This window comes from Leeuwenhoekiella palythoae (assembly GCF_900130045.1).
Lineage (GTDB): Bacteria > Bacteroidota > Bacteroidia > Flavobacteriales > Flavobacteriaceae > Leeuwenhoekiella > Leeuwenhoekiella palythoae.
The window spans coordinates 126,193-150,446 of record NZ_FQXT01000003.1 but is presented as its reverse complement, the minus strand read 5'-3'; the positions used below and the strand labels follow the sequence as shown (position 1 = coordinate 150,446).

Genomic DNA, 24,254 nt, shown 5'->3' with positions numbered 1-24,254 from the left:
AATTTTTTAAAGAAATATACTACACATATACCGATTGTGCCTCAACTTTTAAAAACTCTTAACGCTTTGTGACTGCGTTTAACGCGCAGCTAACTTTTGTTCGATCAATGCGATAGAAGCCTTTACGGTCTCCATTTTATCAAGTTCGTCATCTTCAATAGTAATATCAAAAGCATCTTCTACATCAAGCACAATATCTACCAAGTGTGTAGAATTAATGTTGAGATCGGTCACAAGATGACTCTCGTGGGAGATTGCGTCAGGATTGACATCTTCGGGTAAATAAGGCTTAATGATCTCTTTAAGTTGCGGGTATATATCCTGACTCATAAGTACAAGTTCTTCTAATTTTATGGTTTAAAAAGTTTTAAAAATAAGACAACAGTTGACATCGCCAAAACCAAAACTAGCTTTTGCCAGATAATTAAATTTTAAAGCGGTTTTTACCCTTGGAATTTTGCTTTCTGAAATATGCTCAAGTACTTCATCGTGAACCGTATGTAAATTGATATTAGGAAATAAAAATTGATGTTTTAATTCTAATACCGAAGCGACACACTCTATACTCCCGGAAGCTGCCAGACAATGGCCGGTCATTCCCTTTAATGAATTGATGTACGGAAAGTCAACTCCAGAGCGTTTTAAGGCTTCGCTCCAATTCTTGATCTCTAATCCATCTTTTGAAGTTGCGGTAAGGTGCCCATTGATCACTTCAATCTGTGCTGTGCTGATCTGTGCATCCACCACTGCATCTTCAATACAACGCTTAACAGCAATAGGATTTGGAGCAGTCATCGAACCTTCATTACGCTGCCCACCGCTGTTGCTGCTTCCGCCTAAAATTTCAGCATAGATTTTTGCGCCTCTTTGTTGCGCACTTTCTAAACTTTCAAGTACTAAGGCGCCTGCACCACAACCGGGAACAAATCCTGCCGCATCGCCTGCCAGTGGTCGTGATGCTTGCGTAGGTTTATCGTTATACTTGGAAGGCAAAATACGCAAAGCATCAAAACCTCCCCAAACATAAGGGCCGCCATCGCTAGTGCTTCCTGCAAGCATCCGTTTAGCTTTTCCGGCTTTGATGCGCTCGTAGGCCATCAAAATAGCTTCAGTTCCCGTAGTACACGCCGAAGAATTTGTAGTCACCAAATTGCCCAAACCTAACATTCCGCCAAGATAGGCACTTACGCCACTACTCATCGTTTGTTGCACGCTGGTACTACCTAACCTTCGGGTATTTCCTTCGTCAATTTTATAAATGCTTTCCCGATATTTATCAACACCCAGAGAACCAACACCAAATACGGTTCCGCTGTCAAAATCACATTGTTCCTCATCTGTAGGAAGCTGCGCATCTTGCCAGGCTTCAACTCCTGCAACCACGCCATATAAAATCCCTGCGGAATTAAAATTGCGCAGTTGTAAAGGTGTAAAGTATTTTGTTTTAACCGCCTCTGAAATTAGCGGCATCCCTCCTATTTGACAAGAAAATTTAAGCTTCTCGAGTTCGCTGTAAAATCGAATTCCGCTTTTTCCGGTTTCAAGCGCTTCCTTAAAAGCAGGAACGCCTACTCCGTTAGGAGCGCAGACTCCCAGCCCCGTAATAACTACTCTTTGTTTACTCATCGCCGGGCTTTAAAATTCCGGAGAAAATTCCGCTACAAACAAGTTCGTTATCTGCATTTAGCATCTTAACTTTTGACTTTAACTTATGAAACCTAAAATATTCTAGATCAGACACAACCGTTACTTTTTCATTAGGAAATACAGGCTTGTAAAAACGCGCTTCATTTTCTACCATTGCCACTGTAGAATTACCTCTGAGATCAAAACTTTTATCGCGCAGGAGATAAATGCCTAAACTCACAAGACCTATTTGCATCATACACTCTAAAAGAATCACTCCGGGGGTAACCGGAAAATTCACAAAATGGCCTCTGTAGAAATCACTGGTTTCATCAAAAGTATAATGCCCTTTGATGTGTTTTTGAGATACTTCGGTGATCTGATCTACGAATAAAAACGGATCAGCATACGGCAGTTTGGAAACAATTTCTTCTTTAGTCACAAATTAATGGTTAAGGCATTGAAAACTTCCTATGGGCGAACCATCAGGGATTTGAGGTGCAGGGATCGTCTCGTATTCTTCAGGGTCTTCCATAAATCTACCCAATTCAAGCGCGATAAAACGATCATTAGCATCTTTAGACATTGCCAGTTTAGAACTCAAATCTAAGAATTTTGCGAACGTTGCAGCCTTAACTTGTGGAATTGCATCCTTAGTTACCGAAAGTTTTTTAAGATGCTCCAATACCCTGTAATTGATGGTGCGCTGAACTTCAGCCGCATAGGTATCTTTAGTTTTTTTGTACAAGGTTTGTTCCATAAGTGCATCTAATACCGACTCAAAAGAAGGTAATTTATCATCCCAAGCGTGTTGCGCAACGATACGATTGGCGCGCTCAGGATTCAAAAGAAATGCTACTGTCATATCTGCAGCGGTCTCTGGAGCAGCTAACGGATCAAAGGTGATCCCAGTGTTGCCTTTAAAACTTTCTCGCGTTCTGCGATACCCAAAAGCACGTGGCGGAAACATAGCCAATTTATCTTTCGGAATAGCTAAATACTGAGCATCTAAGGTTTTTAGAACAGCATCAAGCGCTTGTTGTTGTTCTTTAGCGCTTAGCGGTGTAACAATCTCTTGTTGCTCATCGCCTTTAACCGCATAGGTATAACGCTGCCCGCCAATACTCTTTGTTGCAGCTTCGGCTTGATAGCGGTGGTAGAAATATAAAGGGACAAAAACATCTTCAAGCGTGCTTAAAGCTTCACCTGTTTTAATATTGGCTAAAGAAAAATTCTCGATCGCCTTTTCGCGAAGCGCTAGAACATCTTCTAATTCCTGAGCGGCATTAGCGCCATTATCCCACAAATGTGCATCAGGATGCGCTCCTGTTGCAGCACGGGCGTCACTATCAGTGATAAAACGCAAGCCTTGCGCTTCGGCTTTTTCAAGTATATCGTTGAGATACCAAGATTCGGTCATTCCTTTAGGTACATCACCATAACTATATGCAACTGTAACTTTATCCCAAGTACCAATCCCAACGGCATAAGCATCGCTAAAATCGATATTTCCATTTTTTAAACGAATTGTAGGATGCGGATAATCCATCACCGATGCGCGATCAGCCACGCTGGCTGCAAAATTGTGTGCAAAGCCTAACGTATGCCCTACCTCATGCGCTGATAACTGACGTATACGTGCAAGCGCCATTTCTAGCATAGGTTCGTAGTTATCATCAGAAGATTCAAAAGGTGCATTCATTAAAGCCTGAGCGATCATAAAATCTTGTCGAATACGTAAACTTCCTAAACTTACGTGACCTTTTAGTATTTCACCGGTACGCGGGTCAACAACACTTGCGCCATAACTCCATCCTCTTGTGCTGCGATGTACCCACTGAATCAGATTATATCTTAAATCTAGTGGATCTGCATCTTCCGGAAGCATTTTTACCTGAAAGGCGTCTTTATATCCTATGCTTTCATAAGCTTGATTCCACCAGCGCGCACCTTCTAAAAGCGCAGAGCGAATGGGTTCCGGCGTTCCGGGATCTAAATAGTAAACGATAGGTTCAACCGCCTCGCTAACTGCCAATTCAGGATTTTTCTTTTCGAGTCTATGCCTAATGATAAAACGCTTGGTCATATCTTCCTGTACCGGTGCCGAATAATCCATGTAACTGCGGTGGATCGCACCTGATCTCGGGTCAAACGCGCGCACTTGGTATCCGTCTTCCGGAAGAGCTACAAATGAATGGTGCTGTACTACAGAAACCGAGGAAGCATCAGGAGCCACAGAACCCAAGTTTCGACCTTCAGGAGTTCCTGTAAAGGTGATTAAAGCTTCAAACTCTGTATTTTTGGAGAAAGATTTTGTATTTGTTAAAGCCAAAGCACTTCTGGACATATCTACTTTATACGAGCCCTCACGGTTTGCTTTAAGCCTTCTCGCCACACCGTGTGCATCTTCAAGCAAAAAAGGAGTCAAATCAATAATGTAAGCGCTGCCTTTTGTTTCTTTGATCTCAAACCCATAAAGTACAGATTTTGCAAAAGCTTCTTCTACCGATGCTTTTTCTGCAGCATTATCGGTAATTGCCCTGTAGTCCTGATTAGGCTGAACCAGAAGCAGTTTATTTCCGGCTTTGATAAATTTTACAATTGCGGTTCCTCCCAACTGGCCTCGATCTAAGCCAATGTCATTAGAACCTAAACCACTTTTTAACGCATGTACATAGATGAATTCTTGGTCAACGTTATCAACTTCAAGATAGAGTTCGTCTTCCTTCTCGTTGTAATGAAAATCAAAAAAACCTTCAGTGGTTTTTAGATCTTTTTTCTGCTCTAAGAACTGAGCCGATCCCACAGCGAAAACAAGCATGAGAACAATCGTAATTTTTTTGGTCATGAATTTGTGTTTTAGATAAAGCTAGTTAGTCAAAATAAGAGGAAGTTGGAAAGCAAGTGTAAAAAATTTAAAGATTTAAAAAATTCATTAATAATACTGAAGATAACGCAGTATTAAGCTGAATAATTAAGAATTAATTATACCCATTTAGTAAGTAAATTCATAATTTGTCTAAAACTAATCACCAATGTCTACAACCCAACAAACAATTTTCTCTTCTTATGACAAAGATCCCAAGTTTTTTGACGAGATCTTTGATGAGAAAGGTAATGTGAAAGAGGTTTATCAAACCCTATTCGATTTATACAGCGGTCACTCCAGTCAAGATTTCGCAAAACTGAATGACAAAGCCAAAGCCTCTTTTTTCAATCAGGGCATTACTTTTCAAGTGTATACTGATCAGGAGGCTAAAGAAAAGATCTTTCCTTTTGACCTTTTTCCAAGGATCATTGATCATAAAGAATGGGAAACCATTGAACGTGGCGTGTTGCAACGCAGTAAGGCGCTCAATCACTTCATTTGGGACATTTACCACGACAAGAAGATCATAAAACAAGGAATTATTCCGTTGGATTTGATTACCTCCTCGGCAAATTATTTGCAACAAATGATAGGTATTGATCCACCGGGTGGGATTTACAATCATATATCGGGTACTGATCTCATCAAACACGCTGACGGCAAATACTATGTATTGGAAGACAACATTAGATGCCCGTCTGGAGTGAGCTATGTTATTTGTAATCGAACAGCTTTAAAGCGAGCGTTATTTGGTGTTTTTAATCATTACAATGCGCATACCGTAACAGATTATGCACAGAATTTACTTGAAATCATGGAGTCAGTAAAACCACGGGGCGTAGACGAACCCAATTGTGTGGTGATTACCCCAGGGGTCTATAATTCGGCATACTACGAGCATTCGTATCTCGCAAAATCCATGGGAGTTGAACTCGTAGAAGGCCGTGATCTTTTTGTAGAAAATGATTTTGTGTATATGCAAACCATTAAAGGTCCAGAACGTGTAGATGTGATCTACCGTAGAATTGACGATGCGTTTTTGGATCCTTTAGAGTTTAGACCGGATTCGGCATTGGGTGTTCCGGGATTATTTTCTGCTTATAAGAAGGGTAATGTATGTTTAGTGAACGCTCCCGGAACCGGTTTTGCAGATGATAAAGCTGTTTACACCTATATGCCTGAAATCATCAAATATTATTTAGGCGAAGAGCCTATTCTTAACAATGTGCATACCTACCATTGTAGCAGACCTGACGAACTTAAATATGTGCTTGAAAATGTTGACAAACTTGTTATTAAACCGGTAGACGAAGCTGGCGGTTACGGGATTTCTATAGGAAACCGACTTACCAAGGAAGAAATTGAGAAAGTAAAGAAAACCATTCAAGCGAGTCCACGAAAATACATCGCACAGCCAATAATGAGTCTTTCGGTTCACGCCACGTATATAGAAGAAAGTGAATCTTTTGAATCCAGACACGTTGACTTGAGAACGTTCTGCCTTTTAGGAGCAGACAAAGAATTTGTACTTAAAGGAGGGCTTACCCGTGTTGCCCTTAAAAAAGGAAACCTTATAGTTAACAGTTCGCAAGGCGGAGGCTCAAAAGACACTTGGGTGCTCAAAAAATAACAAACTCTAACTCCTAACTTCACTAAAAGAACCTAAATATGCTTGCACGCGTAGCAAATAATTTATTCTGGATGGGCCGTTATATCGAGCGCGCCGAACATCTTGCACGATATCTCAACGTAAATTATTTTTCATCTTTAGATGCTCCTAACGAAAAATCGCAATCACGTGATCACGTGTTACACTCTTTACTTTTTATGGCGAACGGTCCTGTGGATGAAGAGTACGAACTTACCGAACAAAATGTTTTTTATGATATAGGAATGAGTTCAGAGCAGCCGTTCTCTATTTTAAACAGCATTAAATACGCTCGAGAAAATGCAAACGGAGCTCGTGATCTGATCTCTACCGAATTGTATGAGTCTATTAATAAGTTTTATCACTTTGTCTTAAGTTATGACAGCGATTATTTTGTAACCAAAGGACTTTTTGACTTTACTACTCAAGTAGCCGAATCTACCTCTATAATCCGTGCAAAAATACGAGGCACACTGCTGCACGATGAAGTTTATGCGATCATCATGTTAGGTGTGAATATTGAACGGGCAACTCAAGTAGTACGCATAATTCAAGCAAAATATTATGACGCACTCAATGCGCAGGGAGGCTATGACAAAAAATTCAGTAAAAGTTATGAATGGACAACGCTTTTAAAGTGTATTGAAGCCTATGATATGATGCGCAGGCATTATAAAAAAACACCTACCAGTTTAAGCACTTTAGAGTTTTTAATCCTTAATCCGGAATGTCCTCGTTCCGTAATGAATAGTTTAGTACAGGTAAAAAACCACATTAGTGTGTTAAATGAAGATAAATATCCGGGTAAAGACACTGCAGCTTTTTTAATCGGAAAAACTCATGCTCAATATCGCTACAGGACCGTAGATACTATTGAAGGCAATGTAGAGAGTTTTATAGAAGAGATTCAAGACACCCTAATAGAGATTGCAAAAAAGATCGAAAAAGAGTACTTCAATTATTGATAAATAAAAAAATACGGGTTTTTAGTGCTATTTTTGCTTAGTTAAACCCCCTATACCTTGGAATATACAATTAAATACAAAGCCGTCAACACATACGACGCTCCGGTTGACGAGGCTTTCTGGCAGTTTTTACTTCGCCCGGAAGAGAATGAAACACAACGCGTACGTCTTTCAAAGTTTTCAAATTCAATCAACGCTGCAGTTGATGCTTCTACAAACACCTTTGGTTTTCCCATTTGTCGTGTTCATCTTAAAAAAGCGGTAGAGCGTATTAGCTTTGAAGCGAATTACATTATTAGCAAAAAACACAGTAATCCGTTTTCTGCGTTAGACAGTGTGGTAAACCCTGTTCATACCCAACTTTTAAACAGTCTTGATTTTAAAATAGAATATGAACGTTTCTTAGGAGAAACTTCTTTAACCACATTAAATAGAGAGGCGCTACCCTTCAAATTTTCAGATTCACATTCTATTTTTGATAATCTTAATGAGCTCAATGCGTGGATCTACAAGAATTTTGAGTTTAAAACCCGGGTTACCGATGTTACCATTACTCCATCTGAATTTTTAGCGCAAGGCGCCGGAGTTTGTCAGGATTTCACCCATTTGTTCTTAACCATTGCACGCTTGCATCAGATTCCTGCACGATACACTTCGGGTTATTTACATCAAGGCAATGGCTATAAAGGTGACTCGCAAATGCACGCTTGGGCAGAATGCTATATTCCTGAAAAAGGTTGGTTAGGTTTTGATCCTGCAAATAATTTAATAGCGTTAGAAAATCACATTAAAGTCGCACACGGAAGAGACTACGCTGATTGCGCCCCGATCAAAGGGATTATTTACAGCAATTCTGAAAAGAATGAAACCAATTATGTCGTAGAAGTTCAGGCACGTGAAGAGAGCGAACCTGATGTTTTTATGGATTTTGAGGTTTCAGAACCATTACCTTTTGCACAGCAGTTAGCCTTTCAATCCCAATGGCAACAGCAGCAATATCAACAGCAACAACAACTTAGACAACAGCAAAATCCGTTAGATAGTTCTGAGCTGTAAAGCCACGCTTTCATTAGAAAATAGTAACTTTCAACCAAACGGTTTAGCATGATAACGAGCGATCAGATCAAAGATCTTGTGCAGCGCCTTGACGCGCTTAAAATTCACTTGGGAATAGATCAGAAACGAGTAGAAATACAGAACGAAGAAGAGAAAACTTTTGATCCTAATTTTTGGAATGACCCTAAGGAAGCGGAGCAGTTTATGCGTACGCTTCGCGAAAAAAAGAATTGGGTTAAGAATTACGAACAAGCCATAGCGCTTACCGAAGATCTTGAGGTAATGCTCGAGTTTCACAAAGAAGGTGAAGCCTCTGAAGAAGATGTTGTAAAACAATACGATAAAGCAGTAAAACTTATTGAGGATATGGAGTTCAAAAATATGCTCTCTGATGAGGGAGATGATTTGAGCGCTGTGTTACAAATCACCGCGGGTGCCGGCGGCACCGAAAGTTGTGATTGGGCTTCTATGCTGATGCGTATGTACCTAATGTGGAGTGAAAAAAACGGCTTTAAAGTTAAAGAACTCAATTATCAGGAAGGTGATGTCGCCGGAATCAAAACCGTTACTTTAGAGATTGATGGTGCTTATGCTTTTGGCTGGTTAAAAAGTGAAAATGGTGTACACCGTTTGGTACGTATTTCACCCTTTGATAGTAATGCTAAAAGACATACTTCATTTGCTTCGGTATATGTGTATCCCTTAGCCGATGACAGTATTGAGATTGATATCAATCCGGCGGATATCAGCTGGGATTTCGCACGATCTTCAGGTGCCGGAGGGCAAAATGTAAATAAAGTTGAAACTAAAGCCATTTTGACGCATCACCCTACCGGAATCGTGATTCACAATAGTGAAACGCGATCACAGCTTGAAAACCGCGAGAAAGCTATGCAAATGCTGAAATCGCAGTTGTATGAAATCGAACTGAAAAAACGCCAGGCGGCGCGTGATGAAATTGAAGCTGAGAAGAAAAGCATTGAGTGGGGATCGCAAATACGCAACTATGTCTTACACCCATACAAACTTATTAAGGATGTACGTACCGGAGAAGAAACCGGAAACACCGATGCCGTTCTAGATGGCGATATTGATAGCTTCTTAAAAGCCTATTTGATGATGACCGGTCAAAAAGAAACCAGTAACGAATTATAATTATGCTTAAAATATATCATAATCCACGTTGTAGAAAAAGTCGAGAAGGACTCGCCATTCTTGAAGAATCAGGAAAAGAATTTGACATTGTTAAATATCTAGATACGCCTCCCTCCTACATCGAGCTTGCCGCGATAATTGGTAAACTAAAAATTGAACCTATTGCTCTGGTGCGCAAGAATGAAGCCATCTGGAAAGATCAGTTTAAAGGAAAAGAATTGACTGATGAAGAAATTATTCAAGCAATGGTAGATCACCCTAAATTAATAGAGAGACCTATCGTAATTCTTGATAATCAGGCGGTTTTAGGAAGACCTCCGGAAGACATTAAGAAGCTGTTAAGATAAATCGTTTTACTTTAACAATATTTTAACCCGCTTCGATTAAACCTTATTTGTTCTCATAGTCTAACAACCGAAACCTTAAAACGACTATGAAAAACAAATTTCTATTTGCCCTAATGTGTTTCTGTACCGCATTGGGCTTTTCTCAATCTACTAACTATGCCATTACCGGTACTGTAACAGATAAAGATGCCGGTATCCCTTTAGAATATGCAACGGTAACAGTTACCGATGCCAATGACGCTCAAGATGTTGAAGGAGGAATTACCGATATGGACGGTAATTTTCGTGTTGAAGTTCCGCAAGGGAGCTACACCATTAAAATCGAGTACATCTCTTTTCAGCCCATTATTTTAAACAAAACTATAAATGGCGACCTTAATTTAGGGACCGTTCAATTAGAATTTGCTGCTTCAGACTTAGATGAAGTTACTGTAGTTGCAGAAACCACTACAGTAGACATTCGTTTAGACAAAAAGATCTACAATATTGGTAAGGACCTTACTACCGCCGGTGGTACAGTGAGTGACGCTCTTAACAACGTTCCTTCAGTATCTGTTGATGTAGAAGGAAGCATCAGTTTACGTGGTAATGAAAACGTACGTATCTTGATCAACGGTAAACCTTCGGCAATTGCGGGTTATGGTTCTACCGATGTGCTTAGACAACTTCCGGCAGATGCTATTGAACGCGTTGAAGTGATCACTTCTCCTTCTGCACGTTACGATGCTGAAGGTACTGCGGGAATCTTGAACATTATTTTACGTAAAGAAAAAACACTTGGATTTAACGGTTCGATCAACGGTAGTTTAGGAAATCCTGATTTGGCTAGTATTTCTGCCAACTTGAACCTGCGCACCGAAAAATTCAACATTTTTAATACTACAGGTTACAGATATTCAAGTTCTCCGGGAAATGGATATTTTGACACCCGCTACAATACCACAGACGAGATCACGCCTACTTACGAGCGTATCATTGAAGATCGCGACATTCAGCGCTTAAACCGTGGATTCAATACCAATTTAGGTTTGGAATATTATTTAGACGATCAATCTTCAATCACCGGTACTGTTTTCTATAGAAACGGAAATGACGTAGATGAAACTACAAACCTTACCCAGAGTTTTAATAATTCTTCACGTGTTTTAGAAACCTCACGTATAGAACGTCAGAAAGAAAAAGATGATCGCTATCAATTCTCTTTAAACTACATCAACCGTTTTAATGACGAGGGGCATCAGTTGACAGCAGATTTACAGTATGCTACTAGTGATCAAACGCAAAACACGCTCATAAATGAGGATATCACTTTTGATTCTGAAAATACAGACCCTATAATTGCAGAGCGTTTATTGAGTATTGAGAAGCAAGATGAGTATTTAATTCAAGCAGATTATGTGCTTCCTTTTGGTGAAGGTGCGCAGTTTGAAGCAGGATACCGCGGAAATTTTGAAAACGAAATCACAGATTACCGCGTAAACCAAGAGCAAATTGCAAACTCAAACAATTTTGTTCAAAATGATACTTTGACGAACGTTTTTGATTATACTGAAAATGTAAATGCGGTGTATACGCAATTAGGAAGCAAGTTTGGAGACTTCTCTGTTCTTGCCGGTTTACGTTTAGAAAATACTCAATTGAAAGGTAAGATCGGTTCTGCTTTAACCGAAGCTGAATTGCAAGATATCTATGGCTTTGAGATCAACACTGATTTTGACAATAATTATCTAGGCCTCTTCCCTACTTTAAATGTTACCTACGAACTTAACGAACGTGAGAATATTACATTAGGTTATAACCGTCGTATCAACAGACCAAGAGGTTGGTTCTTAAATCCGTTCCCGGATAGAAGCAGCCGTAACAACGTATTTCAAGGGAATCCTAATTTACAACCGGCTTTTGCAAATGCTTATGACTTAGGTTATTTAAAGCGCTGGGACAAGTTAACCTTGACTTCATCTGTATATTTTCAGAGAGAAACAGAATCTTTTGAGGTGGTTGAAGAAATCATTGAGCTTCAAGGACAAGGTTCAAACACTAATGGTAATACGGTAATTAGAAGTATTCCGGTAAACCTATCAAGCAACGAGCGTATTGGTGCTGAATTAGGACTTTTATACAATCCGGCGAAATGGTTACGTCTTAACGGTAGCTTTAACTTCTTCCAGTTTAATACTGAAGGATTCTTTAATGATGTAGACTATAGCGCTAAAAACACCAGCTATTTTGCACGCTTTAGCTCCAAAGTTTCACTTCCTTGGAGTATAGATTGGCAAACCAATGCATTCTACCGTGGTGCTGCTCAAAACGCGCAGTCCGATACAGACGGCATCCTTTCTGTAGATATGGCGTTGAGTAAAGATTTATTTGATGAAAAAGCGACCATCTCTATGAACGTAAGCGATTTGTTTAACGGAAGAAAGCGTAGTCAAATAACGACTAACGATCTTTTTACCAGAGACAGTCAGTTTCAGTGGAGACAAAGACAAATCAACTTATCATTTGTGTATCGCTTCAACCAGCGTAAGAATGATAGACAAAACAATAGAAAATCTCCTGTCAATGACGATGACAACGAGGGAGATTACCAAAGTTAAAATACCCTTTCATTTCCCTTCAATGACGCAAAGCCATTTCGCAAGAAATGGCTTTGTTTTTTTTATAGCAAAGAAAAATAAATGCATAAAAAAACCTGCTTCAGATTGAAGCAGGTTTTTTACTTAAAATTATATCGAGTAATACTTATTAATTTCCGCGTTCTAATTTTTTCTTCTCACGAATTTCTTTCATTCGCTCTACAAACGCTCCACCAATCCAATAAGGTAGAATAGATACTAAAAATATCATTAACCAAAATCCCATGGTTGCGATGGTTAAAAATGCTAAGAAGCCTAAGTATTGATCAAATTCAAACATAATATGGTTTTTGTCTGGTTGCAAATTTAAGTATTCTTGTTTAAAATACACAACAGAAATTTGAAGTTATAAACATATTTATAACAGCTGCAATCGATAGTAATTATACGCAAACCTTTACTTTTGTAGAACTACTAAAATAACCAAAATGGATTATAGAATAGAAAAAGATACGCTGGGCGAAGTTAAGGTTCCGGCAGATAAAATCTGGGGTGCGCAAACAGAACGTTCCCGCAACAATTTTAAAATTGGTAATCCCGCTTCGATGCCTTTAGAGATCGTTTACGGTTTTGCTTATCTGAAGAAAGCTGCAGCTTACACCAATCACGAATTAGGTGTTCTAGCTGAAGAAAAACGCGATCTTATCGCTCAGGTTTGTGATGAGATTTTAGAAGGAAAACACGACGATCAGTTTCCGTTAGTCATCTGGCAAACCGGTTCGGGGACTCAAAGTAATATGAATGTGAACGAGGTGATCGCCAACCGCGCTCATATTCTTGCCGGAAAAAAATTAGGTGAGGGCGATAAAACCCTTCAGCCTAATGATGATGTGAATAAATCACAATCTTCTAATGATACCTTCCCTACCGGGATGCATATCGCAGCCTATAAAAAGGTAATGGAAGTTACTCTTCCGGGAGTGATCAAACTAAGAAATACGCTTAAAAAGAAATCAGATGATTTCCGCGAAGTGGTAAAAATTGGTCGTACCCATTTAATGGACGCTACACCCCTAACCTTAGGTCAGGAATTTTCGGGATACGTTTCTCAATTAGACCACGGTATTAAAGCTCTTGAGCACACTTTGGACCATTTGTCTGAACTTGCCCTTGGCGGAACTGCTGTAGGAACAGGTTTAAACACGCCAAAAGGTTATGCAAAATTAGTAGCGGATTATATTGCTAAATTCACAGAACAGCCTTTTAAAACTGCAGATAATAAGTTTGAAGCGCTTGCAGCCCACGATGCTATTGTGGAGTCTCACGGTGCTTTGAAACAACTTGCCGTTTCCCTCAATAAAATCGCAAATGATATTCGTTTGCTTGCCAGCGGACCACGCTCAGGAATTGGTGAGATTATCATTCCGGCAAATGAACCGGGATCTTCTATTATGCCAGGGAAAGTAAATCCTACACAATGTGAAGCACTAACAATGGTTTGTGCTCAGGTAGTTGGTAATGATATGGCAATTGCTGTAGGCGGAATGCAAGGACAGTACGAACTTAACGTATTTAAACCGGTGATGGCTGCCAACTTTTTACATAGTGCGCAACTTATAGGAGATGCATGCGCTTCATTTGAAGAGCATTGTGCTGCCGGAATTGAACCGAATCATCCGCGTATCAAAACAATGCTTGAAAACTCGCTGATGCTGGTTACCGCTTTAAATACCAAAATAGGTTATTATAAAGCTGCTGAAATTGCAAATACTGCACACGAGAACGGTACTACATTGCGTGAAGAAGCTGTTAATCTTGGTTACGTCACTCCCGAAGAATTTGACGAGTGGGTAAAACCTGAAGATATGGTAGGCGAACTCTAGTCACAAAGTTTATAAAACTAAAAAAGGAAGCATTTTGCAATGCTTCCTTTTTTTATGCTTATTCGGTAAATTCTTATTTGTAAAACTTCTTGTATTTAGGATATGCCAGAAGTGCAAAAACGATCACTCCTGCAAAAATACAAATAGCCTTATTCAGGTTTAAGATGTTGTCACCACTAGCATAACTGTGTAATCCTGATAGCCAGAAATTCACGCCAAAATAGGTCATCAAAATACTTCCGTAAGCTAAGACGGCCATTAAGTTGAAAAACCATCTTCCTCGAAGACCAGGAACTAAGCGCATATGGATTACAAAGGCGTACACCATAATACTGATCAGTGCCCAAGTTTCTTTAGGATCCCATCCCCAATAACGTCCCCAACTTTCGTTAGCCCATTGGCCACCTAAGAAGTTTCCTATGGTTAGCATGACAAGACCAACGGTTAGAGCCATCTCATTAATAATGGTAAGTTCTTTAATATTTAGCTCCATACGCTTCTTATTCTTTGAGTTAGTCAAAAGCATCAAGAGCAACGAAACAATTCCTAAAATCATTCCTAACGTAAACGGGCCATAACTCGCAACGATCACCGCTACGTGAATCATCAACCAGTAACTATCAAGTACCGGTTGCAGGTTAGAGATCGCAGGGTTCAACCAGTTCATACTCGCTCCCCAAAGAATAAAACCGGCAACAAAAGCCGTACTCGCAATGGTAAGCGAACTCTTTCTACCGAAAGCCAATCCAAAGAACATTGTAGCCCAACCTACGTATAGGATCGATTCATAAGCGTCACTCCAAGGCGCGTGCCCCGAAATATACCAGCGCCAGATAAGTCCGGCAGTGTGTAAGGCAAACAAGATGCCTACAGCCAAACCGCTAAGACGTACCATAGTTTTAATAAAGCGGTTGTCTTTAAAAATACGAATGATCACAAAAACAAACATGACTACACTGGCCAATAAATACATCCAATACAACTTGGTAAAAATGTCGTGTTTGTTATAGAAAACTTCGGCATCCACTTTATTCTGAGAAGGAATAACAGCACTTCCGTATTTTTCTTGGAAACTCTTTATGCTCTTCAAAAACGTATCAGCTTTTGAAAAATCCCCGCTCTCATTGCCTTCTCGCAAAGCGGAAAAATAAAGCGGTAAAATCTGTTTGGTGTATAATGAGTCCATCCCTTTAAAACCAGACTCATTAAGTTCTGGGTAAGAAACCCATTTGTTATTCTCGTCATTTACCAGCGGAAAGATTTTAAGAATTTCTCCACTTACTGCGCGATTGAGGAGACCTAAACGTTCTGCAATGTCAATAAAATCTTTGTCAAAACTGTTTTTAACTTCCGCCTGATAAGCCGCGGTTATATAAGGATCAAGTTTGTTGCGCCCCATATTATCTATAAAATCCAAAGCACTCACATACTTCTGATCTTTAGGAACACCGATTATTCCACGTAAACTATCGTTAGCCGGTTTTAGATAAATAAGATCTACATTATACCAGAAAAATGGAGTTTCAACCATAGATAGAAAAACCTGATCTGCTGTAAGTCCTTGATACTTGTCGCTTCGGCTGAGTTTTCTTAGAAGTTTGCTGGAAAAAGTATTCACAGGCATCATACGCCCGCCATCATCCTGAATTACCAATTTACCAAACTTTGCAGCTTCTTCCGCAGGTACTTTATTGGCCATCAAAACCGAGTCGATCTGCTGCGCTGTAGGCACAGTGTGCTGCGTTTCTTCAGCAATTGCAGCCGTCCCCGGAATAAAATCCTCCGGTTGCTCTTCAACCACCTTAGTGTTTCCATTTTCAACGACCACTTCTTGTTCCTGCGCGTGTAAGGCCGTTCCGCTGAAAGCGATCACAGCAGCAATAACACTAAGTTTAGCCTTTTTAGACTTTACTTTATCTAAACGCATTTTGAGATCGCCAAAACGACTTCCTTTATCAAAAAGAATGATCATTAGACCTAGATACAATAAAAAATACCCAATGTACGTGATCCAAGTTCCTACCATATCGTGATTTACCGAAAGAACAGTACCCAGTTCGTCAGGATCAAAACTCGCTTGAAAAAAGCGATAGCCCTTGTGATCCAGTACGTGATTCATATAAATATCATAGTCAAAAGTGTCCTGCGGACCGTTAATTACTGTGATCTCGCTCTCATAAGAAGAGTACACATTGGTCGTTCCGGGATAGCGCTCAGCGATAAAATCATTCAGCTTTATTGAAAACGGAAGTTCCTGAGCTAAGCTTCCATAGGCCATATGAAATTTAAGATCACCAATATCTGTAGATACCATCTCGTTGTTATAACCTTTTCCTCCTAACAGGCCTACAGTTTCCTGACCATCTGGTGTAGTCACGGTTACAAAAAGCGCATCTGCCTGACCTTTTTGCTTTGGAAAAGCTTCAACAATCCCGTTTGTTCCTTTGATCACGGGATCAGGAATCACAAACTGCATCCCGCCCAATTGATACAGTGCGCGTAGTTTAAGCTCTTGCACACTGTCTTTAGCAACTGCATAATCGGTTTGCGTTGCCATTACCCGCGTGCTTCCTTCAAAAGGCGTATCAATCGTATAATTCTCACCATCATAACCAATATTGATCGCACCCTCTGTAGGTTGATTTAGCGCAAAAAGCATATTGTGAATACTCGCCACTTGCCCTTCTTCAAGATAATGCTCGTGTCGCTGTCCATCTCCGGCTTCAACGATTTTCAATTGGGCTTTTCCATCAGTAGTTTCGATAAGGCCTTCTTCTGCCCCATCTATGAATTTTGAAAAAGAAATAGTTACCGGTTTTCCGTCAAAATCGGTTTCCCAGTCAAAGCTGTTATCTAAACGTGTAGATAAATTCAGACGCTTCGGCTCGAGTTTTCTTCGCATAGGAGCACCGTCGCGTTCCCCGTCAATAAAGACATTGAGGTATGTTTTTTCACTTAAAAACGTATTCTGAGTTTCCCCCTCACGAATTGGCATCACCCCTTCAAAACCAATATACCGCGTCCAGGCTGCACCAAAAATGATTAGAATAAAGGCGGCGTGAAATACCAGCGTTGACCATTTTTCTTTACGCCACAGCCTGAATTTCCAAATATTACCAACAAAGTTGACTATAAATAAAATGTGAATTAATTCAAACCACCAGGCTTCATAGACCAGTTCGCGAGTATATGGGGTTGGTGAAGTTTCTTGGCCTGCGTCAAGGATGGTTCCGGTTGCCATCGCTACAGCATAAACAATAAATAAAACGGCCATTAAGCGGGTAGAAAACAGAAAATCTGCAATACGTTTTTGCATGATAAATGTGCAATTTTTTGATGGCGCGAAGATACGAAACAAAAGAGCATTAATAAAGCTTTAACGCCAGCTATTGTCTAGTGTTTTTGCCGTTTTTATGTATTTTTGGAGCGTGATTTCAGTTTCAATAATTGGTACCGGTAATGTGGCTTTTCATCTCGCAAAAGCCTTGAGCACGTCTCAAAGCGCTAAGCTGCAGTTTATTGCCGGAAGATCCACAACGCAATTAACCGACTTTAAAGCCTTTGCGGAAGTAAGCACCCAAGTAAGCGATACCTTCCATTCAGATCTAATTATTTTGGCTGTAAGTGATAATGCTATTGGGGAAATCGCCGAAAAATTGCAATACACTAATGGTCTTTTGGTACATACTTCCGGGAGTACTGCAATGGATGTTTTAGCTCCTAAAACCCGCATTGGCGTATGTTATCCTTTACAGACATTTTCTAAGCGTAAAGATCTGAATTATAGAAAAATACCGTTTTTACTTGAAGCTAATCATCAAGAGGATTATGCATTGCTTGAAAAGCTTTTGGGTAGCTTGAATGCACCTGTTCATCAGATGAATTCTAAGGACCGTGCTTCAATACATCTAGCGGCAGTTTTCAGCAATAATTTTACCAATCATATTTTAACCGAAGCAGCGCAACTTTGTAATCAGCATCAAGTTTCTTTTGAGCTGTTAAAACCGCTATTAGAAGAAACGCTGGAGAAAGCATTTTTAAATGGTCCCGAAAACAGCCAGACCGGACCGGCAAAGCGCCACGATACGCAAACCATTCAAAAGCAGCTTGAGGCTTTAAAGACTTCTGAGCAACAAGAATTATATTCCACATTAACCAAGGCAATACAAAACTATTATGAGCGATAAAAGCTATAAAGAATACTTAAGAGACATCACAACCTTTATTTTTGACGTAGATGGTGTGATGACCGACGGATCATTAATAATCAATACGGAAGGCGAAATGTTTAGAACGATGAACGTTAAAGATGGGTATGCAATCAAATGTGCTTTAGATAACGGTTATAATATCTGCATTATCAGTGGCGGAACCAATGAAGGGGTTCGTAATAGACTTGCAGCACTAGGTGTGACTGACATTCATTTAGGCGCACACACTAAGATGAAGCAGTTCACCAAATACATTGAAGAAAAAAACATCAAGCCTGAAAATGTGTTGTATATGGGTGACGATATTCCTGATTATCCTGTGATGAAAGAAGTTGGGCTGCCCACCTGTCCACAAGATGCTGTAAAAGAAATTAAAGAGGTTGCTAAATATGTTTCTCACAAAAAAGGCGGAAAAGGCTGCGTAAGAGATGTGATTGAGCAAGTTCTTAAAGTGCAGGACAACTGGATGAATTATTTTGACGCAGGTTTAAAACAGCACTAGATAAAATTTAAACTACTACCAAAATTCTGAGCCACCGTTAATGGTGGCTTATTTATTTTGATAACCCGTAACGGCAGCTTCAAGCACCTGTTGTGCAGCATCATGATCTCCGAAACCTTTGGGAACCATTTTAGACGGTCCTTTATAATTGCTGAACCAAAGCCTTATGATATCAGCGACTCCATTATACGTGGCCTCAAGATCTTCTAATGAGTCTAATTGATAAAAAGGTGAATCTTTGGCCACAGCGATCAACTTATCGTCTTGCTCTCCGCGATCCTGAAGGTATAAAACGCCAATGATCTTACATTTAATAACGCTTCCGCGATTTACAGGACTGCCCAAAACAAGAATATCAAGGGGATCACCATCTCCTCCATCTTTCTCAGCAAGCAGTGTTTGCGGGATAAAACCATAATTACCGGGATAACCTATATAATTTACGATTCGACCGGTACCGTCAACCTGCTCCCATTCTATGATTCCTGAGGTTTTATTGACTTCCCATTTCTGTTCTGTGCCTGCCGGAATTTCTATAACCGCATTTACACTTCCATCTTCGGCAATTGCAGGATAATCGGTAAGCAGGTTTTCTTCAGTAGAAGTCTTACAGGAAAATATGGCAACTAGTGCGAATACTATACAGGTTAATCTAATGATCATCAGTCAAATTTTAAATCATACTGGTAATACTCGGCAAGCTTTTGCGCTTCTGTCTTGGTTAGTTGAATTACAGCTCCGTGTTTGGGCGAACTAAAATTAGTAGTTTTCATTTTCCCCTCGTTGAAATGCCCTATATCTTCAAAATTTTTAAAGTCGGTGGTTTCTACAAATCCAAAATTATGCGGATTGATACTGTAAATATCGTACATCAACACAAAGGAATCAGTGCCTATGCGCTGCCATACATTAGGCGCCTCGCACGAACCCGGTTCCATATCAATCCACTCAGGATCATAAATATACCCGGAATTGATCGTATCTGAAAAGGCCATTTTTATCCCTATAGGATTTTCATGAGCGACATACATCATACAAAATCTACCGTCAGGCATTTTAGTGATATCAGCATCTAATACCTGAATAGAGGCATCAGGATATTCAAAGAGTTGCTTCGGCTGAGTTTCTAAAGCAGTAAAATCTTCATTCGCATACGAATAATAGAGTTTGGTCAAGCCGTGCTCCATACGCATCGTGTAATAAACCATCATTTTTCCTTCATCAGGATCATAAATACTTTGAGGGGCCCAAGCGCAGCCTATTTCATCAAAACCTTCAAAGTTCTCATTAAACAGAAAATTACTGTGCGTCCAATGAATTAAATCAAAAGATTTCATCATTACAAATCCTCTATTATTTCCCCAATCATAGTCTTCAATAGGACGCTCCCAGGTGGTATCTCTATACCCTAGATCTTTCGCAAAAAGATGCAGATCAGTCATCACCACATAAAAAGCGCCATCAGGCCCACGTGAAATATGCGGGTCCCGAATTCCTTTTTGACTTGCAATGGTATCGCCTGCAACTATGGGATTTCCTTCATTGATATCTGTAAAAGAATATCCGTCTGTACTAAATGCCATATGCAAGCTATGCGTATCATCTTTAAAATAGGTAAGCAAATAGGCCTGCGTTGCAGTGGAGTCTGCTACAGATTCAGCGGTTTCGTCTGTTCTATTGTAAGTCGCATTATTTTTGCAAGCGGTCAACACCATAAGCAGAAGAGCAAACGGCAGATAAAGTTTTGTGGTCATTAATTATATGATTTTTATATCAGCGTTGAGACTTAAAATGGTTTTGATGAAATCGTCATTATTTTGCGGACTTATATAAATTTCATCATAGAGATTGTACTTAATGATAAGCCCCTTTCTTGCGGTTGCAGGCTTACGCCCTACCCATAGGGTTTTATCTCTAATGATCTCTCGAATATCTTTTAAGGGAATAGAACCGGTTAATGGACCCGATTTATATTTTAACAAAGAAGCTGACAAAGAATAGGAAGTGCCAAAATAAAACCAAATAAAAAGTAAAGAAGTTGGCGTTATACCTAACAGATACCAATACCAACCCGTTGCACTACCCGAATCTGAAAACACACCAATTAACACAAAAAGGGTGATCAGCACGAGCAGAATGCTGAAAAATAAGGGATCTTTTCTACTTTTAAAATTCATAATAAAGGTTAAGTTAACTAAAAAAAGGCTGCAATTTTAAAATTGCAGCCTTTTTAAGTTTTTCCAAGTCTTGGATCTCTTATATGAGATATTTAGATTGAATTACATTAGCATGATGAATCTCGTGCCCGCAAATTATAAAGCCTGCAGCTCTAGTGGTCAACGTGGCATCGCTGGCTGTTCCTTTAAAAGCCAAAGCTTCTTCATCAAAATGCTTAAACAAACTAATCGTACAATCTCTTACGAGTGCATACTCATCTAGTAATTCGTGCATTTGTCTTTGGTTTGCTCGAGATGGCGTTATATAATCATCTTGCTCAAATCCCGGTAGCGGCGTACGATCTCCCCTACCTATTCGCAATGCGCGGTAACAAAAAATACGCTCGGTATCAATTACGTGTTGCAATACTTCTAAAATGGTCCATTTTCCATATTGGTAGGCATACGACCATTTATCTTCAGGGATATCATCATAAAAAGCTATGTTTTTTTCCTTCCCTTCAATCAAAGCATCTAACAATAATTGATCAGGTTTAACGAGTTCTACATAATTCTTGTAGAACGCGTTAAACTCACTATGATCAAGATCTATAACTTTAGCCATTATGCTGAATTACGACTCGCATTAATATTTCCGAATAAAGAGCGCGTCACCATTTTCTCAAACATTTCTAGCTTTTTCTCATCCGGATTTTCTTCGCGTTGCATTTCTTGAATTTTCTTCAATGCAAATTGCTGAATGGTCAACAATGGCAATACGATACGCTCCCGTTCTTGAATTGAAGCCTTACCTGCCTGCTCATCTTCCATAAGTTCGCTGTAACCGGTAACTTTTAGCAATACGCGTTTACTACGCTCATATTCTTCATAAATAAGCTCCCAGAATGCTCCAAACTCAGGATCATCTTTCATATAAGCCGTAAGTGCGAAGAATGATTTGGTCAAACTCATCATACTGTTTTCTAGTAAAGTTCTAAAGAACATGCTATTGTTGTATAATGATTGCACGCGATCAAACTCACCACGCTCCTCTAATTTTTCGATTGCAGTACCTACACCAAAAAATCCGGGAACGTTTTGCTTCAATTGTGACCAAGATCCTACAAAGGGAATCGCACGTAGATCAGAGAAATCCAGTTTATCGCTTCCGCCACGCTTACTAGGACGGCTACCAATGTTAGTCTTCGCATAGAATTTCAAAGTACTCATACGCTCTAAATATCCTAAGAATTTAGGGTGCGCTTTGAAGTCAGAATATGCTTTGTAGCTGATTTCTGCAAGCTCTTCCATCGTCTTACGATCTTCATCCGGGAATGCTTTTGTTTTTTGAGAAAAGACTCCGTTAAAGATCCCTGAACTTAACAACTGCTCTAAGTTGTACTGGCAAGAGTCTGGCGTACCAAAGTTTGAACTAATGGTCTGCCCTTGAACAGTAACCTGAATTTCTTCATCTTCAATTGTATCTCCTAAAGAAGCGTAGAACTGGTGCGTTTTACCACCACCACGTGCTGGTGGTCCACCTCTACCATCAAAGAAAATTACTTTAATTCCAAATTCCCTCGAAACCTGCGTAAGCTCTTCTTTCGCTTTAAAAATACTCCAGTTCGCCATTAGGTATCCTCCATCTTTAGTACCATCACTAAAGCCTAGCATAATGGTTTGCTTCATATTACGCTTTTTCAAATGCGCAGCATAAGCCGGATTGGTGTACAAGCCACGCATAACTTCTTTAGCGATTTTTAAATCAGGAACCGTCTCAAATAAAGGCACAATGTCAACAGTAGGATCTTCCCAACCGGTAAGATGTATCATAGAGAACGCCTGCATTACATTGAGCCCGGTCTGGTTGTTACTAATAATGTAACGATTACAACTACGCTCGCCGTTTTGCTTCTGAATATCTTGCATCGCATAAATACTTTCTAAAGTTTTACGAGCAATATCATCTTGCAGGGTTGAAGGATCAACAGAACCTTTTACATCCTGAAGTACTTTAATTTGTTCTTCTTCTGAAAGTTCAAGATAATTATCTGGGAAAATACCCAAGTTATCCTTAGCACATTGCTTTACGATCTCTTCCATAACGTGCATATGCACACGACTATCCTGACGAATGTCTAGCACAGCAAAGTGATAACCAAACATTTTTACTTTATTCAGAATATCATCAATTTCTTCTAGGAATAAGCTTTCGTGGCGCTCAACTACGATTTTACGTATACGAAGCAGGGTAGTTTCTAATTCTTCAAGGGACACAGTAACCTCGTCTCCCGGAAGGAAAATACTCTCATATAGCCGTTTTTCTAAATCTGCAAGCGGTTCTTCGGTTCCTACAAAAGTGATGCGGCGGCGAAGACTGCGTATATCGCGATAGTAGTTCTTAATAATGGTGTTACGTAAACGTGCAGCAACCTTTAAGGTGATTTCGGTAGTTACAAATGGGTTTCCGTCACGGTCACCTCCAGGCCAGAATCCTAAGTCGATTACTTCGTTATCAAAAGCTTCTCCTTTAAAAACATTCTGACGTACGTAATTGTAAATATGGCTTGAGGCCTTGTAAAATACATTCTCAAGATACCAGATTAAACTTACTGCTTCATCGTATGGCGTAGGTTTTTCTTTCTTAAAAAATGGTGTTTTACCTAATTGAGACAACAACTTCTTAATCATCTCAACATTGTTTTCATTAATGGCTTTACTCAAGTCATTAATGATCCCCAATACAGCTCCCGGATAAAATTGTGTAGGGTGTGCTGTAAGAACAGGTCTTATTTTAAAATCCTGAAGATAGGCTTTAAGCTCTTCGGTTTTTGATTGCGCTTCTGCCTCTTCTTTAATGTTACGAAGAGTTCCGCGCCCGTCCATATTATTTACGGTACGATAGGCTGCATCTTCGATTGCATCAAAGAGTACCACCTGACGCTCTATATATTGAATAAATCTAAAGAGCAAGTCATAGCGCTCCTCTTCAGAGACATCACGTTGATACTTATCAAAGAAGTAATTAACGATTTTTTCTGGGTTGTAATGCTTATCATAACCACGGGTACAAATACGATCAAAAAGTGGCAAAAGCACTCCGGTATCGGTTATTCCGTGGAATGGTAAGGTCATGAACAAGCTGTTATAGACCTGATATTTGGATTTTACCAGGTTATTAAAGCGTTCTAATTTTGGTTGTCTGGACATAAATAGTCTGGTTTTAGAATAAAAAAACCCTTTGTCAACAAAGCCAAAGG

At 39.7% G+C, this 24,254-nt stretch carries 20 protein-coding genes; 9 read left to right on the top strand and 11 right to left on the bottom strand.

Features of this window, described 5'->3' with window-relative positions; genetic code table 11:
* Nucleotides 1-78 precede the first annotated feature (78 nt).
* The 4 genes from BUA96_RS07845 to BUA96_RS07830 are packed head-to-tail and all read right to left on the bottom strand — an operon-like array spanning nucleotide 79 to nucleotide 4,474.
* Complete coding sequence (locus BUA96_RS07845; protein WP_072982038.1) at nucleotides 79-330, bottom strand: acyl carrier protein; 252 nt, start codon at nucleotides 328-330, stop codon at nucleotides 79-81.
* A gap of 27 nt (nucleotides 331-357) precedes the next feature.
* Nucleotides 358-1,626: a beta-ketoacyl-[acyl-carrier-protein] synthase family protein gene (locus BUA96_RS07840; RefSeq protein ID WP_072982036.1), complete on the bottom strand. Its 1,269-nt coding sequence runs from the start codon at nucleotides 1,624-1,626 to the stop codon at nucleotides 358-360.
* Nucleotides 1,619-2,068, bottom strand: a complete 450-nt coding sequence (locus BUA96_RS07835; protein WP_072982034.1) for a 3-hydroxyacyl-ACP dehydratase FabZ family protein — start codon at nucleotides 2,066-2,068, stop codon at nucleotides 1,619-1,621. Before BUA96_RS07835 ends, BUA96_RS07840 begins: the two co-directional genes overlap by 8 nt.
* Before the next feature lie 3 nt (nucleotides 2,069-2,071).
* A complete protein-coding gene (locus tag BUA96_RS07830) occupies nucleotides 2,072-4,474 on the bottom strand; it encodes a zinc-dependent metalloprotease (protein WP_072982032.1) in 2,403 nt (800 codons plus the stop codon).
* 187 nt (nucleotides 4,475-4,661) lie between these two features.
* Between BUA96_RS07830 and BUA96_RS07825 the strand changes: the two genes are divergently transcribed.
* The 6 genes from BUA96_RS07825 (at nucleotide 4,662) to BUA96_RS07800 (ending at nucleotide 12,263) form a co-directional block, all read left to right on the top strand.
* Nucleotides 4,662-6,125 (top strand): circularly permuted type 2 ATP-grasp protein, encoded by a 1,464-nt coding sequence (locus BUA96_RS07825; RefSeq protein ID WP_072982030.1) that lies wholly within the window; start codon nucleotides 4,662-4,664, stop codon nucleotides 6,123-6,125.
* 38 nt (nucleotides 6,126-6,163) lie between these two features.
* Nucleotides 6,164-7,108, top strand: a complete 945-nt coding sequence (locus tag BUA96_RS07820) for an alpha-E domain-containing protein (RefSeq protein WP_072982028.1) — start codon at nucleotides 6,164-6,166, stop codon at nucleotides 7,106-7,108.
* A gap of 57 nt (nucleotides 7,109-7,165) precedes the next feature.
* Nucleotides 7,166-8,164 carry a transglutaminase-like domain-containing protein gene (locus BUA96_RS07815; RefSeq protein ID WP_072982026.1) on the top strand — a complete coding sequence of 333 codons (999 nt, stop codon included), beginning with the start codon at nucleotides 7,166-7,168 and terminating at the stop codon, nucleotides 8,162-8,164.
* 48 nt (nucleotides 8,165-8,212) lie between these two features.
* Complete coding sequence (prfB, locus tag BUA96_RS07810; RefSeq protein WP_072982024.1) at nucleotides 8,213-9,319, top strand: peptide chain release factor 2; 1,107 nt, start codon at nucleotides 8,213-8,215, stop codon at nucleotides 9,317-9,319.
* 2 nt (nucleotides 9,320-9,321) lie between these two features.
* On the top strand, nucleotides 9,322-9,666 hold the full coding sequence (arsC, locus tag BUA96_RS07805; RefSeq protein WP_072982022.1) for an arsenate reductase (glutaredoxin): 345 nt from the start codon (nucleotides 9,322-9,324) through the stop codon (nucleotides 9,664-9,666).
* Between the two features lie 86 nt (nucleotides 9,667-9,752).
* Complete coding sequence (locus BUA96_RS07800) at nucleotides 9,753-12,263, top strand: TonB-dependent receptor (protein ID WP_072982020.1); 2,511 nt, start codon at nucleotides 9,753-9,755, stop codon at nucleotides 12,261-12,263.
* 148 nt (nucleotides 12,264-12,411) lie between these two features.
* Here the strand turns inward: BUA96_RS07800 and BUA96_RS17185 are convergent, their stop codons facing one another.
* Nucleotides 12,412-12,582: a hypothetical protein gene (locus BUA96_RS17185; protein WP_009780232.1), complete on the bottom strand. Its 171-nt coding sequence runs from the start codon at nucleotides 12,580-12,582 to the stop codon at nucleotides 12,412-12,414.
* Between the two features lie 148 nt (nucleotides 12,583-12,730).
* Between BUA96_RS17185 and fumC the strand changes: the two genes are divergently transcribed.
* Complete coding sequence (gene fumC, locus BUA96_RS07795) at nucleotides 12,731-14,125, top strand: class II fumarate hydratase (RefSeq protein ID WP_072982018.1); 1,395 nt, start codon at nucleotides 12,731-12,733, stop codon at nucleotides 14,123-14,125.
* A 73-nt stretch (nucleotides 14,126-14,198) separates the two neighbouring features.
* On the opposite strand, the gene ccsA is transcribed toward fumC, so the two are convergent.
* On the bottom strand, nucleotides 14,199-17,441 hold the full coding sequence (ccsA, locus tag BUA96_RS07790) for a cytochrome c biogenesis protein CcsA (protein ID WP_072982016.1): 3,243 nt from the start codon (nucleotides 17,439-17,441) through the stop codon (nucleotides 14,199-14,201).
* 73 nt (nucleotides 17,442-17,514) lie between these two features.
* Here ccsA and BUA96_RS07785 point away from each other — a divergent pair, with 73 nt between their 5' ends.
* Nucleotides 17,515-18,312, top strand: a complete 798-nt coding sequence (locus BUA96_RS07785) for a Rossmann-like and DUF2520 domain-containing protein (protein ID WP_128755667.1) — start codon at nucleotides 17,515-17,517, stop codon at nucleotides 18,310-18,312.
* Nucleotides 18,302-18,838 (top strand): KdsC family phosphatase, encoded by a 537-nt coding sequence (locus tag BUA96_RS07780; protein WP_072982014.1) that lies wholly within the window; start codon nucleotides 18,302-18,304, stop codon nucleotides 18,836-18,838. The genes BUA96_RS07785 and BUA96_RS07780 overlap by 11 nt, the downstream gene beginning before the upstream one ends.
* A 48-nt stretch (nucleotides 18,839-18,886) precedes the next feature.
* On the opposite strand, the gene BUA96_RS07775 is transcribed toward BUA96_RS07780, so the two are convergent.
* The 5 genes from BUA96_RS07775 to BUA96_RS07755 all read right to left on the bottom strand — a co-directional run bounded on the left by BUA96_RS07775 (nucleotide 18,887) and on the right by BUA96_RS07755 (nucleotide 24,204).
* A complete protein-coding gene (locus BUA96_RS07775; protein WP_072982013.1) occupies nucleotides 18,887-19,501 on the bottom strand; it encodes an inorganic diphosphatase in 615 nt (204 codons plus the stop codon).
* On the bottom strand, nucleotides 19,501-20,592 hold the full coding sequence (locus BUA96_RS07770; RefSeq protein WP_072982011.1) for a glycoside hydrolase family 43 protein: 1,092 nt from the start codon (nucleotides 20,590-20,592) through the stop codon (nucleotides 19,501-19,503). Before BUA96_RS07770 ends, BUA96_RS07775 begins: the two co-directional genes overlap by 1 nt.
* A gap of 3 nt (nucleotides 20,593-20,595) precedes the next feature.
* Nucleotides 20,596-21,015 (bottom strand): PH domain-containing protein, encoded by a 420-nt coding sequence (locus BUA96_RS07765; RefSeq protein ID WP_072982009.1) that lies wholly within the window; start codon nucleotides 21,013-21,015, stop codon nucleotides 20,596-20,598.
* Between the two features lie 79 nt (nucleotides 21,016-21,094).
* Complete coding sequence (locus tag BUA96_RS07760; RefSeq protein WP_072982007.1) at nucleotides 21,095-21,619, bottom strand: DinB family protein; 525 nt, start codon at nucleotides 21,617-21,619, stop codon at nucleotides 21,095-21,097.
* The gene (locus tag BUA96_RS07755; protein WP_072982006.1) at nucleotides 21,619-24,204 is read right to left on the bottom strand and encodes a phosphoenolpyruvate carboxylase; all 2,586 of its coding nucleotides are present in this window, start codon (nucleotides 24,202-24,204) and stop codon (nucleotides 21,619-21,621) included. The genes BUA96_RS07760 and BUA96_RS07755 overlap by 1 nt, the downstream gene beginning before the upstream one ends.
* Between the last annotated feature and the right edge of the window lie 50 nt (nucleotides 24,205-24,254).